At 70.5% G+C, this 16,308-nt stretch carries 10 protein-coding genes; 5 read left to right on the top strand and 5 right to left on the bottom strand.

Annotation, left to right across the window (positions count from 1 at the left end):
- Positions 1 to 17: 17 nt before the first annotated feature.
- The 4 genes from OG490_RS36405 (at position 18) to OG490_RS36390 (ending at position 6,486) form a co-directional block, all read left to right on the top strand.
- The gene (locus tag OG490_RS36405; protein WP_330300546.1) at positions 18 to 1,901 is read left to right on the top strand and encodes a glycoside hydrolase family 36 protein; all 1,884 of its coding nucleotides are present in this window, start codon (positions 18 to 20) and stop codon (positions 1,899 to 1,901) included.
- Positions 1,902 to 1,972: 71 nt separating this feature from the next.
- Positions 1,973 to 3,481 (top strand): glycoside hydrolase family 43 protein, encoded by a 1,509-nt coding sequence (locus OG490_RS36400; protein ID WP_330300545.1) that lies wholly within the window; start codon positions 1,973 to 1,975, stop codon positions 3,479 to 3,481.
- Positions 3,482 to 3,523: 42 nt separating this feature from the next.
- A complete protein-coding gene (locus OG490_RS36395) occupies positions 3,524 to 5,278 on the top strand; it encodes a cellulase family glycosylhydrolase (RefSeq protein ID WP_330300544.1) in 1,755 nt (584 codons plus the stop codon).
- A gap of 191 nt (positions 5,279 to 5,469) precedes the next feature.
- Positions 5,470 to 6,486, top strand: a complete 1,017-nt coding sequence (locus OG490_RS36390) for a LacI family DNA-binding transcriptional regulator (RefSeq protein ID WP_330300543.1) — start codon at positions 5,470 to 5,472, stop codon at positions 6,484 to 6,486.
- A 92-nt stretch (positions 6,487 to 6,578) separates the two neighbouring features.
- Here OG490_RS36390 and OG490_RS36385 read toward each other — a convergent pair whose 3' ends face one another.
- The 5 genes from OG490_RS36385 to OG490_RS36365 form a co-directional block, all read right to left on the bottom strand.
- A complete protein-coding gene (locus tag OG490_RS36385) occupies positions 6,579 to 7,295 on the bottom strand; it encodes a glycoside hydrolase family 12 protein (protein ID WP_330300542.1) in 717 nt (238 codons plus the stop codon).
- A 112-nt stretch (positions 7,296 to 7,407) separates the two neighbouring features.
- A complete protein-coding gene (locus OG490_RS36380; protein WP_330300541.1) occupies positions 7,408 to 9,384 on the bottom strand; it encodes a beta-galactosidase in 1,977 nt (658 codons plus the stop codon).
- Positions 9,385 to 9,448: 64 nt separating this feature from the next.
- On the bottom strand, positions 9,449 to 10,375 hold the full coding sequence (locus OG490_RS36375; protein ID WP_330300540.1) for a carbohydrate ABC transporter permease: 927 nt from the start codon (positions 10,373 to 10,375) through the stop codon (positions 9,449 to 9,451).
- The gene (locus OG490_RS36370; protein WP_330300539.1) at positions 10,372 to 11,454 is read right to left on the bottom strand and encodes an ABC transporter permease; all 1,083 of its coding nucleotides are present in this window, start codon (positions 11,452 to 11,454) and stop codon (positions 10,372 to 10,374) included. Before OG490_RS36370 ends, OG490_RS36375 begins: the two co-directional genes overlap by 4 nt.
- Complete coding sequence (locus OG490_RS36365) at positions 11,454 to 13,115, bottom strand: extracellular solute-binding protein (protein ID WP_330300538.1); 1,662 nt, start codon at positions 13,113 to 13,115, stop codon at positions 11,454 to 11,456. The genes OG490_RS36370 and OG490_RS36365 overlap by 1 nt, the downstream gene beginning before the upstream one ends.
- A gap of 323 nt (positions 13,116 to 13,438) precedes the next feature.
- Between OG490_RS36365 and OG490_RS36360 the strand changes: the two genes are divergently transcribed.
- Positions 13,439 to 16,285, top strand: a complete 2,847-nt coding sequence (locus OG490_RS36360; protein WP_330300537.1) for a glycoside hydrolase family 3 C-terminal domain-containing protein — start codon at positions 13,439 to 13,441, stop codon at positions 16,283 to 16,285.
- Positions 16,286 to 16,308 lie beyond the last annotated feature (23 nt).

Genomic DNA, 16,308 nt, shown 5'->3' with positions numbered 1-16,308 from the left:
CCTCGATGGGGGCCATGATGACCAAGGAACCAGAGACCTTCCACTGGGGGCACGAGGCCCTCCACCTCGAGATCGCCCTCGATGACCACGGCAGCCCTCGCCTGACGCACCTCGGACCACCCGGCGAAGCGCGGGACATCCCCGGTGCATCGCTGCACCTGGAGTCGGTCAGCTCGCTCGCGGTGGGCTGCCTGACCCCGCAGGATCCGGCGGCCGTCGATGACGCGGACCTGCTGTGGGCGGAGAACGACTGGCTCACCGAGTGCCGCTGGCGGCGACAGCCGCTGCGCCTGACCACGCCGGCCCACGGCGGACGGGTGACCAACGGGCACGGCAGAGCCGGCTTCGCCCTCAACGGACAGGGCACCTGGTCCAGTTGCGGCCGCCTGCCCATGGGCGGCCTGACGGACCGGCGTACCGGCCGCACGTGGGTGTGGCAGATCGAGCACAACGGCGGGGGCTGGCGCTGGGAGTGCGCAGAGCACGATCGGGCGGCCTACGCGGCCCTGTTCGGACCCACCGACACCCAGCACGGCTGGCGGCGCTCCCTCGAACCCGGCACCGCCTTCCGCACCGTCCCCGCCGCCCTGTCCTTCAGCGCCGACGGAGGGCCCGACGCCGCGTTCGCCGCGCTGACCCGCTACCGCCGCGCCCGGCGCCGCCCGCACGCCGACCACCAGCGCCTGCCCGTCATCTTCAACGACTACATGAACTGCCTGATGGGCGACCCCACGACCGGGAAGCTACTGCCGCTCGTCGACGCGGCCGCCGACGCGGGCGCGGAGTACTTCGTGATCGACGCCGGCTGGTACGACGACGACAACGGCGGCTGGTGGACCACCGTCGGCGCCTGGGAGCCCGCGGCCTCCCGGTTCCCCGGGGAGCGCGGGATCCACGAGGTGCTGGACCGCATCCGGGAGCGCGGCATGGTTCCCGGCCTGTGGCTGGAGCCGGAGGTGATCGGCGTAGGCAGCCCCATGGCCAAGTCCCTGCCCGACGGGGCGTTCTTCCGCCGCGACGGCGCCCGCGTCACCGAGGCCGGCCGGCACCACCTGGACCTGCGCCACCCGGCCGCCCGCGCCCACGTGGACCGGGTCGTGGACCGCCTGGTCGGCGAGTGGGGCGTCGGCTACCTCAAGCTCGACCACAACATCGACCCCGGCTCGGGCACCAGCGCCCACCCCGGCGAGACCCCGGGCGCCGGCCTGCTCGGCCACAACCGGGCGCACCTCGACTGGCTCGACGGCGTCCTCGACCGCTACCCGCACCTGGTGCTGGAGAACTGCGCCTCCGGCGGCATGCGCTGGGACGACGCCTTGCTCTCCCGGATGCAGCTGCAGTCCACCAGCGACCAGCAGAATCTCGCCCGCTACGCGCCCATCGCGGCTTCCGCGCCCACCGCCGTCACCCCCGAACAGGGTGCCGTCTGGGCGTACCCCCAGCCGGAGGACTCCCTCGACGAGGTGGCCTTCACCATGGCGAGCGCGCTCCTCGGCCGGGTCCACCTCTCCGGCCGCCTGACCGAACTCGAACCGCAGGCCCGCGCCCTGGTCCACGAGGCGGTGGCGGTATACAAGGCCGTGCGCGCCGACCTGCCGTACGCCGTGCCGGCCTGGCCGCTGGGCCTTCCCGCCTGGGACGACCCCTGGGTCGCCCTGGCCCTGCACACTCCCGCCGCCACCTACCTCACCGCCTGGCGCCGCCCCGGAGCCGACGCCACGGCGACGCTGCACCTGCCCCACCTGCGGGACACCGCCGCCCGTGTCGACCTGCTCTACCCCTCGGTGAGCCGGGCCGTTCCCGCCTGGATGCCCGACACGGCCGAGCTGAGCCTGACCCTGCCCACCGCGCCGTCCGCGGTCCTGCTCCGCATCACCCCCACGGCCCCGGGTGCTCCCTGAGAGCCCGTGTGACACAGGCTCCGCACCACCACCCCACGCCCGCATCACCCGCCGACGAGAGGACCCATCGGGTGCCCCCGCTGCGCCAGCCGGACGGACGCTCCACCAACCCCGTGATCCCCGGCTTCCACCCCGACCCCAGCGTCTGCCGGGTCGGCGACGACTACTACCTGGCCTGCTCCAGCTTCGAGTACTTCCCCGGCGTTCCCCTCTTCCACAGCCGCGACCTGGTGCACTGGACACAGATCGGCAACGTCCTGGACCGGCCGGAGCAACTACGCCTGTCCGACGCGTGGTCCTCCGGCGGGATCTACGCCCCCACCCTGCGCCACCACGACGACCGCTTCTGGTTGATCGTCACCAACTGCAGCGAGGGCGGCGGCAATCTGATCGTCACGGCCACCGACCCCGCCGGACCGTGGTCGGACCCCGTCTGGGCCCCGGGTGTCCCCGGCATCGATCCCGACCTGGTCTGGGACGAGGACGGCACCTGCTGGTGCATGGTCGCCGGGGGCTCGCAGATCCGTCTCGACCCGTCCACCGGGCAGACGTACGGAACCCCGCGCCGACTCTGGTCCGGCGGGCCCGGCGCCAAGGCCCCGGAGGCGCCGCACCTGTACCGGATCGGCGACTACTGGTACCTGCTCATCGCCGAGGGCGGCACCGAACGCGGCCACGCCGTGTCGATCGCCCGCGGTCGTACGCCCGCCGGCCCGTTCGAGCCGTGCCCGGCCAACCCGGTCCTCACCCACCGCGGCACCGACCGACCCGTCCAGAACACCGGGCACGCCGATCTGGTCCAAGGCCCCGACGGCTCCTGGTGGATGGTCCTGCTCGGCGTCCGACCGGGAGGCGGCACGCCGGGCTGGCACGTGCTCGGCCGGGAGACCTTCCTGACCCCCGTGACCTGGGTGGACGACTGGCCGGTCGTCGGCGAGGTCTCCCTGGAGCTGCCGGAGCTCCCGTGGCCGCTCTTCCCCGGCCCCGTCGAGGAACAGCGGGACGGCTTCGACCTCGCCGAGCTGCGCCCCTCCTGGATCTCCCTGCGCGACCGGTCCGCCGAACACTGCACCACCAAGGAGCGCCCCGGCTGGCTGACGCTGCGGGCGCGGGGCGGCTCCCTGGACGAACCCGACGCGGTGTTCACCGGTCGGCGCCAGCAGCACCTCGCGTGCCGGGCACGCACCCTGACCGACCCCTCGCAAGGGCGCGGCGGCCTCGCCGTCCGCCTCGACGAGCAGCACCATTACGCGATCGAGGCGTCCGGCTCGCAGGTACGGGTCGTCGCGCGCGTCGGCCCCCTGAGCACGGTCGTGGCCGCACGCTCCGTGCCCGCCGGGCCGGTGGTCCTCGTCGTCACGATCACGCAGCCGCCACCGCACGGACCGTGCACCGGCCCCGACCTCGTCCGACTCGGCGTCGAGCAGCCCGACGGCACGTTCACCGAGCTCGCGGCCCTCGACGGCCGCTACCTGTCGACCGAGGTGGCCGGCGGCTTCACCGGCCGCGTCATCGGCATGTACGCCGCTCAAGGCAGCGTCCACTTCGACTGGTTCGAGTACGAGCCCCTCGACGGCTGAACCAGGCCCCCCACCCGTACGACCGACCGAAAGGCATGACACATGAAGGACATACGGCGCCGCGCGCAGCACCGCGGCCGCGGCCCGGGCCGCCTCGCCGCCCTGCTGCTGACGCTGGTCGTCATGCTGGGGCTGAGCGCCGGCACCGCGCTGGCCGGGCCCGACGACCACCGCAAGCCGTCGCGGCCGGTGGTCCGGGTTCCGGACAACCCCATGGACGCCGTCGCACGGATGCAGCCCAGCTGGAACCTGGGCAACACCCTGGACGCCATCCCGGACGAGGGGTCCTGGGGCAACGGGCAGACCACCAAGGCGACGTTCGACACCATCGCCGGCCAGGGGTTCCGCAGCGTCCGCATCCCGGTGACCTGGACCGACCACCAGTCCACCACCGCGCCGTACACGATCGACGCCGCCTACATGGCCCGGGTCAAGCAGATAGTCGACTGGGCGCTGGCCGACGGCCTGTACGTGGTGCTCAACGTCCACCACGACTCGTGGATGTGGGTCGAGAAGATCACGAGCGACCACGACAAGGTGATGGCCCGGTTCAACTCCACCTGGTCCCAGATCTCCTCGACCTTCCGTGACGCGCCGCGCACCCTGGTCTTCGAGGGCATCAACGAGCCGAGCTTCGCCAACGCCACGGACGCGCAGAAGGCCTCCTACCTGAAGGAGCTGCAGACCTCGTTCCACTCCGTGGTCCGCGCTTCGGGCGGCGCGAACGCGAACCGCATGTTGTCGCTGACCACGCCGGGCGGCAGTGGTGACCAGGTCCACCTGGACAACCTGTACACCACGATCACCTCGCTGAAGGACCGTCAACTCATCGCGCAGGTGCACTTCTACAGCTGGTACCCGTTCAGCGTGAACGTGGCGGGCGGCACCCTGTACGACGACGTCGCGCAGAAGCACCTGGAGGATTCCTTCGCCGCCATGTACCGCACCTTCGTCGCCAGGGGCATCCCGCTCTACCTCGGTGAGTACGGCCTGCTGGGCTTTCCCGATCAGTTCCATCCCTCCCGCATCGAGCGGGGCGAGGCGCTGAAGTACTACGAGCACGTGGGCTACGGGGCCCGCAAGTACGGCTTCACCACCGCCCTGTGGGACGCGTTCGGCTACCTGAACCGCGACACCCTCCAGTGGCGTGACCCGGCCCTGTTCGCCGCGATCAAGTCGAGCTGGACCACCCGCTCGGGCACGGCATCCTTCGACAAGGTCTTCGTCCCGAAGTCCGGCCCGGTCACGGACAAGTCGCTCACCCTGAACCTCAACGGCACCTTCTTCCGGGGACTGTGGCAGGGCGACACCAGGCTGGTCGCCGGACGGGACTACACCGTCACCGGCAACCGGCTGACCTTCACCGCCAAGGCGCTCACCCGCCTGGTCGGCAACCGCGCCTACGGCGTCAACTCGACGCTCCAGGCCCGGTTCACCAGTGGGCTGCCCTGGAACATCGACATCGTCACCAACGACGCTCCGTCGGTGGCGGCCGCCACCGGCACCACGGACTCGTTCGCCGTCCCCACCCAGTACCGGGGCAACGACCTGGCGGCCATGCACGCCACCTACGCCGACGGCACCAACGCCGGCCCGATCGACTGGAACCCCTACCAGGAGTTCAACAAGGCGTTCTCGCCCGACTACCCGAACGGCACGATCATCCTGACCCCCGAGTTCCTGAGCGCGCTCCACGACGGACAGCCGGCGACGCTGGTCTTCCACTTCTACAGCGGCGCCACCGCTACCTACCACGTCACCAAGTCCGCAAGCGCGGTCACCGGCACGGTCTCCTGACGCGCCACGCCCCCGCCCGCGCCCCGGCCGCCCGCTCCCCCGGGCGGCCGGGGCACGTCACCCAGATCGTCGAAGCGCTTCGACTCAGGGTTGGACACGCGTCCGTGCTGGAGCTAGGGTCGGCGTGCGGAACACCACGTATAGGGTATGACGCGGACTGTCGAAGCGTTTCACAAGACTGGGAGAGCTAGATGGTAACCCTCGTCGAGGTCGCCCAGCACGCCGGAGTGTCGGCGAGCACGGTGAGCTATGTCCTCAGCGGCAAGCGGTCCATCTCCGCGACCACCCGGCTGCGGGTCGAACAGAGCATTCGCGAACTGGGGTACCACCCGAACGCCGGTGCGCGCGCCCTGGCCAGCAGCAGGTCGAACATCATCGCGCTGATGGTTCCGCTGCGCACCGACATGTACGTGCCGGTGATGATGGAGATCGCCATCGCGGTCGCCACGACGGCCCGGACCCACGGGTACGACGTGCTGCTGCTGACCGGCGAGGAGGGGCCCGACGCCGTCCGCCGCGTCACCGGCAGTGGGCTCGCCGACGCGATGATCCTGATGGACGTCGAACTCGACGACGAGCGGCTGCCGCTGCTGCGCGGCACCGACCTGCCGTCCGTACTGATCGGGCTGCCCGCCGACACCTCGGGGCTGACCTGCGTCGACCTCGACTTCAAGGCCACCGGCGCGTTGTGCGTCGAGCACCTGGCGACGCTCGGCCACCGCGACATCGCCGTCATCGGCGAGGCCCCCGCGGTCTACGAACGGCACACCGGCTTCGCCGAGCGCACTCTCGACGGACTCCGCTCCCGGGCCCGGGAGTTGGGCATGAGGATGTTGCACCGGCCGTGCGGGGGCGGCTACGACGCCATGGCCGTCACCCTCGCCCGCATCCTCGACGAGCGCCCGGGCACCTCCGGGTTCGTCGTACAGAACGAGCAGGCGGTCGAGCCGCTGCTCGCCCTGCTGCGCCGCCAGGGCCGCGCCGTGCCCGAGGACGTGTCGGTGGTCGCGATCTGCCCGGACCAGGTGGCCGTCCAGGCCTCGGTGCGGCTGACGTCGGTCTCCATCCCCGCACAGGAGATGGGCCGGCACGCGGTCGACCGTCTGGTCGCCAAGCTCGACGGCCGCGGAACCGATGAAGTCGTGCTCATCGCACCCGAATTGACCGTACGGGAGAGCACGGGGTCGGCGCCCTCCCCCGCCTCCTGACCCGACACGCCTGCGGGGCCGAAACGCCTGCGGGCCGAGGCCGGTCCGCGCCCGGTGAAGGCGCGGACCGGCCTCGGCCCTGAGGTCTCGGGTCAGCCTCCGCTGACGGTCAGGTTGTTGGTGGTGAAGTTGAGGCCACCGGACGACGAGGTGATCTCATAGCCGAACTGGACGTCGCCGATGGTCTCGCTGCCGGGCATCCAGCCCTTGGTGTGCGCGATCCAGTTGAGGATCGGCTTGACGTCCACGGTTCCGGAGTTGGAGTCGGACGTCCGCAGGAACGAGAACACCTGGTTCGACCCGTTGGTGCCCTTGTAGACGTTCCAGTTGTGTCCGCCGAGCGAGACGGTGGCCTGCCAGGTGCCGATCGGGCCGACGGCCCCGTTGTAGTTGACCCAGAGCATGATCTCGTACCGGTGGCCGGTGTCCCAGATGTCGTACGAGGTGTTGTAGGCGCCGGACGACGGGACGCTGACGTTGTAGCTGCTGGTGAGCCGGCCGAGGGAGTCGATCGTCTTGTTGATCGCCTTCGTCGAGTTGGGGTAGGACTTGATGCCGCCGGTGTTGGGGTGGTTCGCCCAGACACCCCAGCCGGTCCCGGAGTTGGCCCAGATGCACTGGCTTCCGGTACCGGAGCCCCAGACGTTGTTGTAGAGCTTGTAGCCGTTCAGGCTGGTGCTGCCCCATTGGTCGCAGGAGTTCCAGACTGCTGCCGAAGCGGGGGCGGAGGCCAGCCCGACGGTGGCTCCGAGAGCCATCGCCGGCGCCAGCACCGTCATGGCGATCTTGCGCATCGCATTTTTGACCATGGTGTCCCTTCCATGGGTGGGGGGAAATTGCGGGAGTGCTACTGCGCCCCCTGGCGGGGGACGCGATCCTCTCCGGCGACGCGATCGATCGGGTGGGCGCCACCGGAAGAAGTCATGGCTTCGACGACCGGAGCACCGCCACGCCGTGGCGGCCGAGGGTCACCCGGCCGGTGACGGCCGTCCCGGTCAGGAGGTCGTGGTGGGTGCCGGGCACCTCGACGGTCACCGGCTCGCGGCCGTGGTTGAGCACGAACAGCGCCTCGCCCCGGCGGACGGCCTCGACCTGCTCGGGGAGGCCTTCGAGCACCGGCCGGACGCCCGCGTCGGAGGCGATCCGGGCCAGCAGGTCGCGCAGCGCCTCCGGCTCCGGGAGCGTGGAGAGGTACCAGGCCCGGCCCTTGCGCAGGACCGCGGGCAGTCCGTCCAGTTCACCGCCCTTGTACGCCGCGGTCTCCTCGGCGGTGCCGTCGGCCTCCAGCTCCTCGGACCACAGGGACGCCCTGAAGCCCTCGCAGGTGACGCTCTCCCCCGCGTCCAGCGGCCACCACTCGTGCAGGGTGCGGATGCCGAACAGCTCGCGCAGCCGGGAATCCATGCCGCCGGCGCGGACCCGGTCGTCCTGGTCGGCGACGCCGGTCTGGAAGCCGCAGACGAGGGTGCCACCCCGGCGGACGTGGGCGAGGAGATTGTCGATCGCTGCGTCGGTGAGCGCGTACAGCTGCGGCACGACGACCACGGCGTACGGCGTCAGGTCGTGCTCGGGGTGGGCGAAGTCGGTGGTGAAGTGCGCCTGCCACAGCGCCCGGTGCCAGGCGCGCAGGATGTCCGGGTAGTCCACCAGCTTGGACGGTCGGCCGTCCTGGGCTCCGGCCCACCAGGCGTTCCAGTCGTGCAGGACCGCGATGTCCGCGGTGACGTTCCGGCCGCTCACCCCGGAGGCGATCCGCTCCAGATCCGCTCCGAGCTGCTTGACCTCCTGGAAGGTACGGCCCTGTTCCCCGGCATGACTGACCATGCCGGAGTGGAACTTCTCCGCGCCCTGGCGGGACTGGCGCCACTGGAAGTAGCAGACGGCATCGGCGCCCCGGGCCACGGCCTGGAGGGACCAGAGCCGGCCCAGCCCCCGGGGCTTGGGGTGGTTCACGCCCCGCCAGTTGACGGGCCCGGCGGCCTGCTCCATGAGCATCCACGGCCCGCGCGCCTGGGAGCGGGTCATGTCCTGGACGAGGGCGCCGCTCTGCGCGCCCAGCGGGTCGCGCGGATCCGGATAGATGTCGACGGAGACCACGTCCTCCTCCTGCGCCCAGCGCCAGGCGTCCTGGCCCACCCACAGCGGCATGAAGTTGCTGGTGACCGGCAGGTGCGGGGTGTGGCGGCGGACGATGTCCCGCTCGGCGGCGTAGCACTCCAGGAGCATGTCGGAGGTGAAGCGCCGGAAGTCCAGCACTTGGGTGGGGTTGCGCATGTAGTGGGGCAGGCGGGGCGGCAGGATGCCGTCCCAGGTGTCGTAGCCCTGGCTCCAGAAGGCAGTGCCCCAGGTCTCGTTGAGGGCGCCGAGGGTGCCGTACTTCTCGCGCAGCCAGCGGCGGAAGGCGGCCGCGGCTTCGTCGCCGTAGTCGAAGGTGCAGTACTCGTTGTTGATGTGCCACATCGTCAGCGCCGGATGGCTGCCGTAGCGGGCGGCGAGGTCCTCGGTGATGGCGGCGGCATAACGCCGGTAGGTGGCGCTGGAGTGCGAGAAGTGCTGCCGGCCGCCCCACCACTCGGTGCGGCCGTCCTCGGTGACGGGCAGGGTGTCCGGGTGGAGCCGGCCCAGCCAGGGCGGGGGCGAGGAGGTCGGGGTGGCGAGGACGACGCCGACGCCGTTCTCGTGCATCAGTTCCATCAGCGTGTCCAGTAGGCCGAACTCCCGGGCACCGGGGGCCGGTTCCAGCGTCGACCAGGAGAAGACGCCGAGGGTGACCGAGTTGACCCCGGCCGCCTTCATCAGCCGCACGTCCTCGCGCCAGGTCTCCTCGGGCCACTGCTCCGGGTTGTAGTCGCCGCCGAAGAGCACACGGCCTCGTGTCGCATCGCTCAGGTCGGGCATCAGAGGGGCTCCTCGTAGTGCGGGCGGCAGCGGTCGGTGGCGAGGCGGACCGGAGGGGGCGGCTTCAGCCCTTGACTGCGCCGGTGAGCATGCCCTTCTTGAAGTGCCGCTGGACGAAGGGGGAGGCGATCGCGACGGGGATCAGCGCGAGGACCATGACGGCCATCTGCAGTCCCAGCGAAGAGAGTTGTCCGGTGCGGACCGCCTGCTGGAGGCCGGTCGGCGCCTCGGTGTGCTTCTGGACCAGTTGGATGAGCACGTTCTGCAGCGGCATCATCTCCTGGTCGGAGAGGTAGATGGAGGCGTTGAACCAGGAACTCCAGTAGCCGACGGCGTAGAACAGCGAGATGACGGCCAGCACGGCGCGCGACAGCGGCATGATGATGGTCAGCAGGATGCGCAGGTCGCTGGCCCCGTCGATGCGGGCAGACTCGGTGAGTTCGGGTGAGATCCCCATGAAGAAGGCCCGCAGGACCAGGATGTTGAAGACACTGACCGCGCTCGGCAGGACCAGCGAGAGATAGGTGTCGGTGAGCCCCAGCGACTGCACCAGGAGATACGTCGGGATGAGGCCGGCCCCGAAGAACATGGTCGCCATCATGGTCATCAGGAAGAACCGATGGCCCAGACTCCCCGGCCGCGACAGGCCGTAGGCCGCCAGCACCGACACCGTCATCGAGAACAGCGTGCCGAAGAGCGTGACACCGGTCGAGACCATGATCGCGCGGCTGACCTGGCCACCGCCGAGCAGTTCGGTGTAGTTGACGAAGGTGATGCCCCGGGGGATCACGACGAGGCCGCCGACCCGGTCGATCACGGGTTTGGGAGAGAGGCTGGTGACGATCACGATCCACAGCGGAGCGAGCACCCCCAGGCAGCAGAGAAGGAGGAAGCCGCTCTTGGCGGCGAGTCCCGCCTTGCTCGGCGACTCCTCCCACACGGGGCGGGCGGGGGCCTTGAGGCTGCGGACGAGCTGTGTGTTGAGGCTCATTTCTTGTACACCCCCTGCTCGCCCAGCAGGTGCGCGAACTTGTTCGCGCCCAGGACGAGACAGATTCCGATGAGCCCCTTGGCCAGGCCGACCGCGGCCGCGTAGCTGAAGTCGCCGTTCTGGATGCCCATGTTCCACACGTACGTGTCGAGGACCTCGCTGGCCCCCGCGCCGACCGCGTCCCGCTGGAGCAGGAACTGCTCGAATCCGACGCTCAGCGCGTCGCCCACCCTGAGGACGAGCAGCAGCGCGATCACCGGGCGCAGCGCGGGCAGCGTCACGTGCCACATGCGGCGCCGGCGCCCCGCGCCGTCCATGGCGGCGGCCTCGTACAGGTCGGTGCTGACGGCGGACAGGGCCGCGAGGAAGACGATGATCCCCCAGCCGGCGTCCTTCCACACGGACTGCGCGGTGACCAGGTACTTGAAGAGGTCCGCGTTGGTCATCAGGTCGAAGCCGCTCCACCCGTGCTGCTCCAGGGTCTGGGCGATGACGCCCGCGCCGCCGAAGAGCTGCTGGAACACGGTGACGACGAGGACCCACGAGAAGAAGTGCGGCAGATACATGATCGCCTGCGCCACGGCCCGCACCCGGGGCCGGATCACGCTGTTGATGAGCAGCGCGAGGGCGATGGGGACCGGGAAGAACAGCACCAGTTGGAGCGCGAACAGGAGGAGGGTGTTCTTGGTGGCGCTCCAGAACAGCGGGTCCTCGAACATCCGCGAGAACTGCTCGAAGCCGACCCAGGGACTGTGGAAGATCGCCGTGATGCCGTTGCTGGAGACGTACGGGTCGTAGTCCTGGAAGGCGACGATGTTGCCGAGCAGCGGGAGGTAGTTGAAGAGCAACAGCAGCAGGATGACGGGCACCGTCATCAGGATGAGCGCACGGTCACGGCGCAGCCGGATCCGGAACGCGACCCTGCCGGCCTTGCTCTTCCCGCTTCGCACCCGCACCTTCGTCCCCGCGGTGGCGGCCCCGGCCTTCGCCCCCGCGGCGGCGAGCGCGACCGGCGTCGGCTTCTCGGCGGCCGCGGGGGAACGGGTCCCGTCGGGCCTGCTCCCGGCCGTGAGGGACATCAGTTGCCGCTGCCGTTCTCGTCGAGGAGCTTCTTGTACCAGTCGCGCAGCTCGTCGCCGCCGGAGGACCTCCAGGTGGAGATGGCGGCCTGCACGTCGGAGAGCTTCTTGTTGCCCCGCACGTAGTCGATCTGCAGTTGCTCGTGCTGGCTGGCGAGGTTGGCGTAGCGGGTCGGCTCGACGATGGTCATGCCGTATATGGACGTCTTCTTCATGAAGGCCCCCATCCGCTGCTGCCACTCGACCTGCTTGCGGGCGACATCGGGGAAGTCGGGGTGGGCGTAGTAGGGAGCCGGGGCCGCCAGCATCGTCCAGGCGTTGATCACCTCGGAGTTGCCCTGGTCGTTCTTGACGGGGACGCCGTCCTTGACCGTGTAGTGGGTGCCCTCGACGCCGTAGTCGACGAGCATCCGCTCCTTGGTGCCGTAGGGAGCGGCCGAGAAGTTGGCGGCGGCCAGCGCGTTCTCCACGGTCTCCTTCGAGGCGTCCTTGCTGATCAGCGACCAGATGATGGCGGGCGAGGACGCCCACAGCGTCGGGTTGCCGCCGGCGGCGCCGAAGATGTCCATGGCGTCGATCTGGAAGCCCGGGTTGGCCTGGGCCTGTTCGGCCGTCTTCTGGTACCAGGTGGACATGTCGTCGTTGAAGACCAGGATCTCTCCGGCGGTGAAGCGCTGTCCCGCGTTGCCGGAGCGCGCGATGTCGTCGGGATGGACCACGCCGGCGTCGAACAGCTTGCGGGTCCACTCCAGGGCTTCGAGGTATTCGGGCCGCTCGATGGCGTACCTGAGCTTGCCGTCGTCGTCGATGTTCCATTTGGGACAGGCGCCGAAGATGCTCCCCGAGAGCCAGCTCATGTCACCGCAGGCCCACACCTTGGCCTTGGCGCTGGTGGCGTCCTTGGCCCAGGTGAGGAACTCGTCGGCCGACTTGGGTACGGACCAGCCCTTCTTGTCGAAGAGGTCCTTGCGGTAGTACGGCACGATGAAGTTCGCGGAGGCGGCGGGCATCGGGATACCGCGCAGCGCGCCGCCGAAGATGCCCATGCGCCAGGCGTCGGACGGAATCGCGGCCAGGTTCGGGTACTTCTTGACCTTGTCGCCCGCCAGGTGGGGGCCGAGGTCCATGAACTTCGCGGTGACCGCGTTCGCGATCTTGCCGACCAGGTGCCAGTTGGCCACGACCACCATGTCGGGTACGGAGCTGGAGGCGAGGACGGCGCCGAGCTTCTCGCCGTAGGTGTTGCCGTCCTGGTTCTGCCAGGTGACCTTGGTGCCCGCCGCCGCGTCGACCGCCTCGTAGTACGCGCACCCGGCCTTCGGCGGGGTGCCCCAGAGCGGGGACATGATCTTGAGGGGAGCGCCGGTGCCGAGCTTGGCCGGGACCGAGGCGGCGAGGGCCGCGAGGTCGACCTTGGCGATGTAGCCGTCCGACGAACCGTTCTTCGAGGGAAGGTCCGGCTTGGCGACCGTGCTGGCGACGTACGTCGGGAGCAGCTTGTCGGCGCCCTTGCCCGCCGTGGTCCCGTTGGGCGTCCCGCTGCCCGAGCCGCCGCAGGCGGTGAGCAGCGGCATTCCCCCGGCCACCGCCGCGGTGGCGACCGCCGTGGAGGCGAGGAAGCTTCTCCGGCTCGGTCCGGAGGAGGCGGCATTCGGCGTCATTGCGTCAACCCTTCATGGCGCACCTGGTCACCCGGCGGTGGGGCCGTCGGCTGCGGTGTCGTGACTGGAACTGACTCAGCTGAAGCGGACATCCGACCACTGCGACGCGCATGACAGTCGAAGCGCTTCGATGTTGCAGTGAGGTTAAGTGAACACCCAGGGGCGCACAAGGGTGGCTTCCAAGATTCCCTCGTGGCCGGGAAGGGACTCTTCGTATGCGCTGCTTGAGGCACGGGCGTGGATCCCTTGACACCCACCCTCATGCCTGACGAGCATCGAAGCGCTTCGAAAGCACCTGCCGCTCCACCTCAAGGGGATCTCGCGTGTCCGCACATACACCACACACACCACCACCTTTCCGCGACCCGACGCTTCCTTTCGCGAAGCGCATCGACGACCTCCTGTCGCGGCTCGCGCTCGACGAGAAGATCGGATTCCTGCACCAGTTCGCGCCCGCCGTGGAGCGGCTCGGCGTCGCCGCGTTCCGCACGGGTCAGGAGGCCCTGCACGGCGTCGCCTGGATGGGCCCGGCCACCGTCTTCCCGCAGGCGGTGGGCCTGGGCGCGACCTGGAACACGGATCTGGTACGACGGGTCGGCGAGGCGGTCTCCAAGGAGGTCCGCGCGATGCGCACCCGCGACGACCGCGTGGGGCTGAACGTCTGGGCCCCGACCGTGAACCTGCTGCGCCACCCCCTGTGGGGCCGTAACGAGGAGGGCTACTCGGAGGACCCGAAGCTCACCTCGGCCATCGCCACCGCCTACACGCGCGGGCTGCGCGGCGAGCACCCGGCGTACTGGCGCACCGCGCCCGTCCTCAAGCACTGGCTGGCCCACAACAACGAGACGGGCCGCGACGTCACCTCCTCCTCGGTCCGCCCGCGCGTCCTGCACGAGTACGACCTGCGCGCCTTCCGCGAGACGGTCGAAGCGGGCGCGGTGGCCGGTGTGATGCCGGCGTACAACCTGGTCAACGGCCGCCCGAACCACATCTCGCCGTATCTGCGCGAGCATCTGCGCACCTGGACCGACGAGGAGCTGCTGGTCTGCTCGGACGCCGGCGCGCCCTCCAACCTGGTCGACTCCGAGCACTACTTCGGCACCCATGAGGAGGCTACGGCCGCCGCGCTGCTGGCCGGCGTCGACAGCTTCACCGACCACGGCACCGACAGTTCGCAGATCACCGCACGGATCCGCGGCGCCCTGGCACAGGGCCTGCTGACCGAGCCGGACCTCGACGCGGCGGTCCGCCGCCAGCTCTCGGTCCGCTTCCGCCTCGGCGAGTTCGACCCGGCACACGACCCCCACGCGCTCACCGCGGACTTCGACACCCCGGCCCACCGGGCACTCGCCCAGGAGGCGGCCGAGCAGGCCGTCGTGCTGCTCAAGAACAGCGGCGGCCTGCTGCCGCTGGCGTCCGGTGCCCGGATCGCGGTGGTCGGCCTGCTCGCCGACGAGTGCAAGCTCGACTGGTACAGCGGCACGCTCCTGCACCGCTCCACGCCGCTGGCGGGCCTGTACGAGCGGTTCGGCCCGGAAGAGGTGCGGTTCGCGGAGGGCGCGGACCGGATCCTGCTGAAGACCTCGGCCGGAACCTTCCTGCACGTACCCGAGGCGGTCGCCGACGACGAGGTGCGCGGCGCCGCGGGCGCCCTCGACCCGGCCCTGCTCGCGGGCCGGACGGACCTGCCCCCGCTCACCACCGGCGCGACGGGCACCGAGCTCTCCCTCGTCGACTGGGGCGAGGGCGCGGCGACCCTGCGCGCCTCCGACGGCCGCTACCTCTCCGTCGCCGAGGACGGCCGTGTCCGGGCCTCCGCCGACCAGCCCGGGGGCTGGGTCGTCCAGGAGACGTTCCGCCTGGAACCGCACGGGAACGGGCACCTCCTCCGGCACGTCGCTACGGGCCTCCCCGTCTCTGTCGCCGCCGACGGCCTGAAGGTTGCCGCCGGGAGCGGGGAGATCTTCGAGGTCGTCTTCGTCGAGAGGGGCGAGGACGCGGTGCACCGGGCCGCTTCGCAGGCGGACGTGGTCCTGGTGGTCGCGGGCAACGATCCGCACATCAACGGACGCGAGACCGAGGACCGTACGACCCTGGCCCTGCCCGCCCACCAGGAGCGACTCCTGCGCGCGGCCCGCGCGGCCAACCCGAACACGGTGCTGGCTCTGGTGTCGGCGTACCCGTACGCGGTCGATCACGCCGAGGTGCCGGCGCTGCTGTGGACGGCCCACGGCGGCCAGGCGGCCGGCAGCGCCCTGGCCCGGATCCTGGCCGGCGACGTCTCCCCCGCCGGCCGCCTCCCGCAGACCTGGTACGCCGGCGATTCCGATCTTCCCGGCCTCCTCGACTACGACGTGATCGGCGGCCGCCAGACGTACCTCTACTTCGAGGGGACGCCGCTCTTCCCCTTCGGCCACGGCCTGTCGTACGCGTCCTTCTCCTACGCAGGCCTCACGACCCGCGTCGAGGGCGGGACGCTGCACGTGTCCTTCACGGTCGCCAACACCGGTGACGTCACCGCGGACGAGGTCGCCCAGCTCTACACCCGGGCCGTGGAGCCCTCGGTGCCACGGCCCCGCAGGGAACTGGCCGCGCACCGGCGGATGACGCTCGCGCCCGGCGAGGTCACCGAGGTCGCCTTCAGCCTGCCCATGTCGGCCTTCGCGTTCTGGGACGTGGCGCAGCGGCGTCAGCGGGTGGCACCGGGTCCCTACGAGATCCTCGTCGGAGCGTCCAGCGAGGACATCCGCCTCACCCGGACCGTCGAGCTCGACGGCGAGCCGTCCCTCCCCCGGCCGGTCATGGCGGCCGGCCTGGACGCGGTGGACTTCGACGACCAGAGCGGCACCGAGATCGTGGACCGTACGAAGACCTCGGGTGACTCCGTCGCCCCTGTGGCCGGCCGGAGTTCGGGCGAACTGTTGTTCCGTGACTGTGATTTCGCGAAGGGGGCTGCCGGGATCACGGTGGAGGCCGCGGGTGAGGGCACGGTCGAACTCTCACTGGGTGACGGTCCGGTGCTGGCCGTGCTCGCGCTGTCCCCGGGCACGGCCGGTCCGTACGACTACGCCACCATGAGCGCCCCCGTCGCCGTGGCGGCCGGTGTGCACGAAGTCCGCCTCGGACTGCGCGGCCCGGTGCGGCTCGCGCGCGTCGCCTTCTCCGTCTGAGGCGGGGTGTGAGGCGAGATGTG

Origin of the sequence: Streptomyces sp. NBC_00503 (assembly GCF_036346895.1) — a bacterium.
GTDB lineage: Bacteria > Actinomycetota > Actinomycetes > Streptomycetales > Streptomycetaceae > Streptomyces.
Note: the sequence above shows the minus strand (reverse complement) of the source record. Positions and strands in the feature narration are given on the sequence as shown.

Bases quoted from the DNA above. Each gene is read 5' to 3' on its own strand.
- OG490_RS36405 (WP_330300546.1), top strand. From the start codon at position 18: ATGACCAAGGAACCAGAGACCTTCCACTGGGGGCACGAGGCCCTCCAC.
- OG490_RS36395 (WP_330300544.1), top strand. From the start codon at position 3,524: ATGAAGGACATACGGCGCCGCGCGCAGCACCGCGGCCGCGGCCCGGGC.
- OG490_RS36390 (WP_330300543.1), top strand. From the start codon at position 5,470: ATGGTAACCCTCGTCGAGGTCGCCCAGCACGCCGGAGTGTCGGCGAGC.
- OG490_RS36385 (WP_330300542.1), bottom strand. From the start codon at position 7,295: ATGGTCAAAAATGCGATGCGCAAGATCGCCATGACGGTGCTGGCGCCG.
- OG490_RS36380 (WP_330300541.1), bottom strand. From the start codon at position 9,384: ATGCCCGACCTGAGCGATGCGACACGAGGCCGTGTGCTCTTCGGCGGC.
- OG490_RS36375 (WP_330300540.1), bottom strand. From the start codon at position 10,375: ATGAGCCTCAACACACAGCTCGTCCGCAGCCTCAAGGCCCCCGCCCGC.
- OG490_RS36370 (WP_330300539.1), bottom strand. From the start codon at position 11,454: ATGTCCCTCACGGCCGGGAGCAGGCCCGACGGGACCCGTTCCCCCGCG.
- OG490_RS36365 (WP_330300538.1), bottom strand. From the start codon at position 13,115: ATGACGCCGAATGCCGCCTCCTCCGGACCGAGCCGGAGAAGCTTCCTC.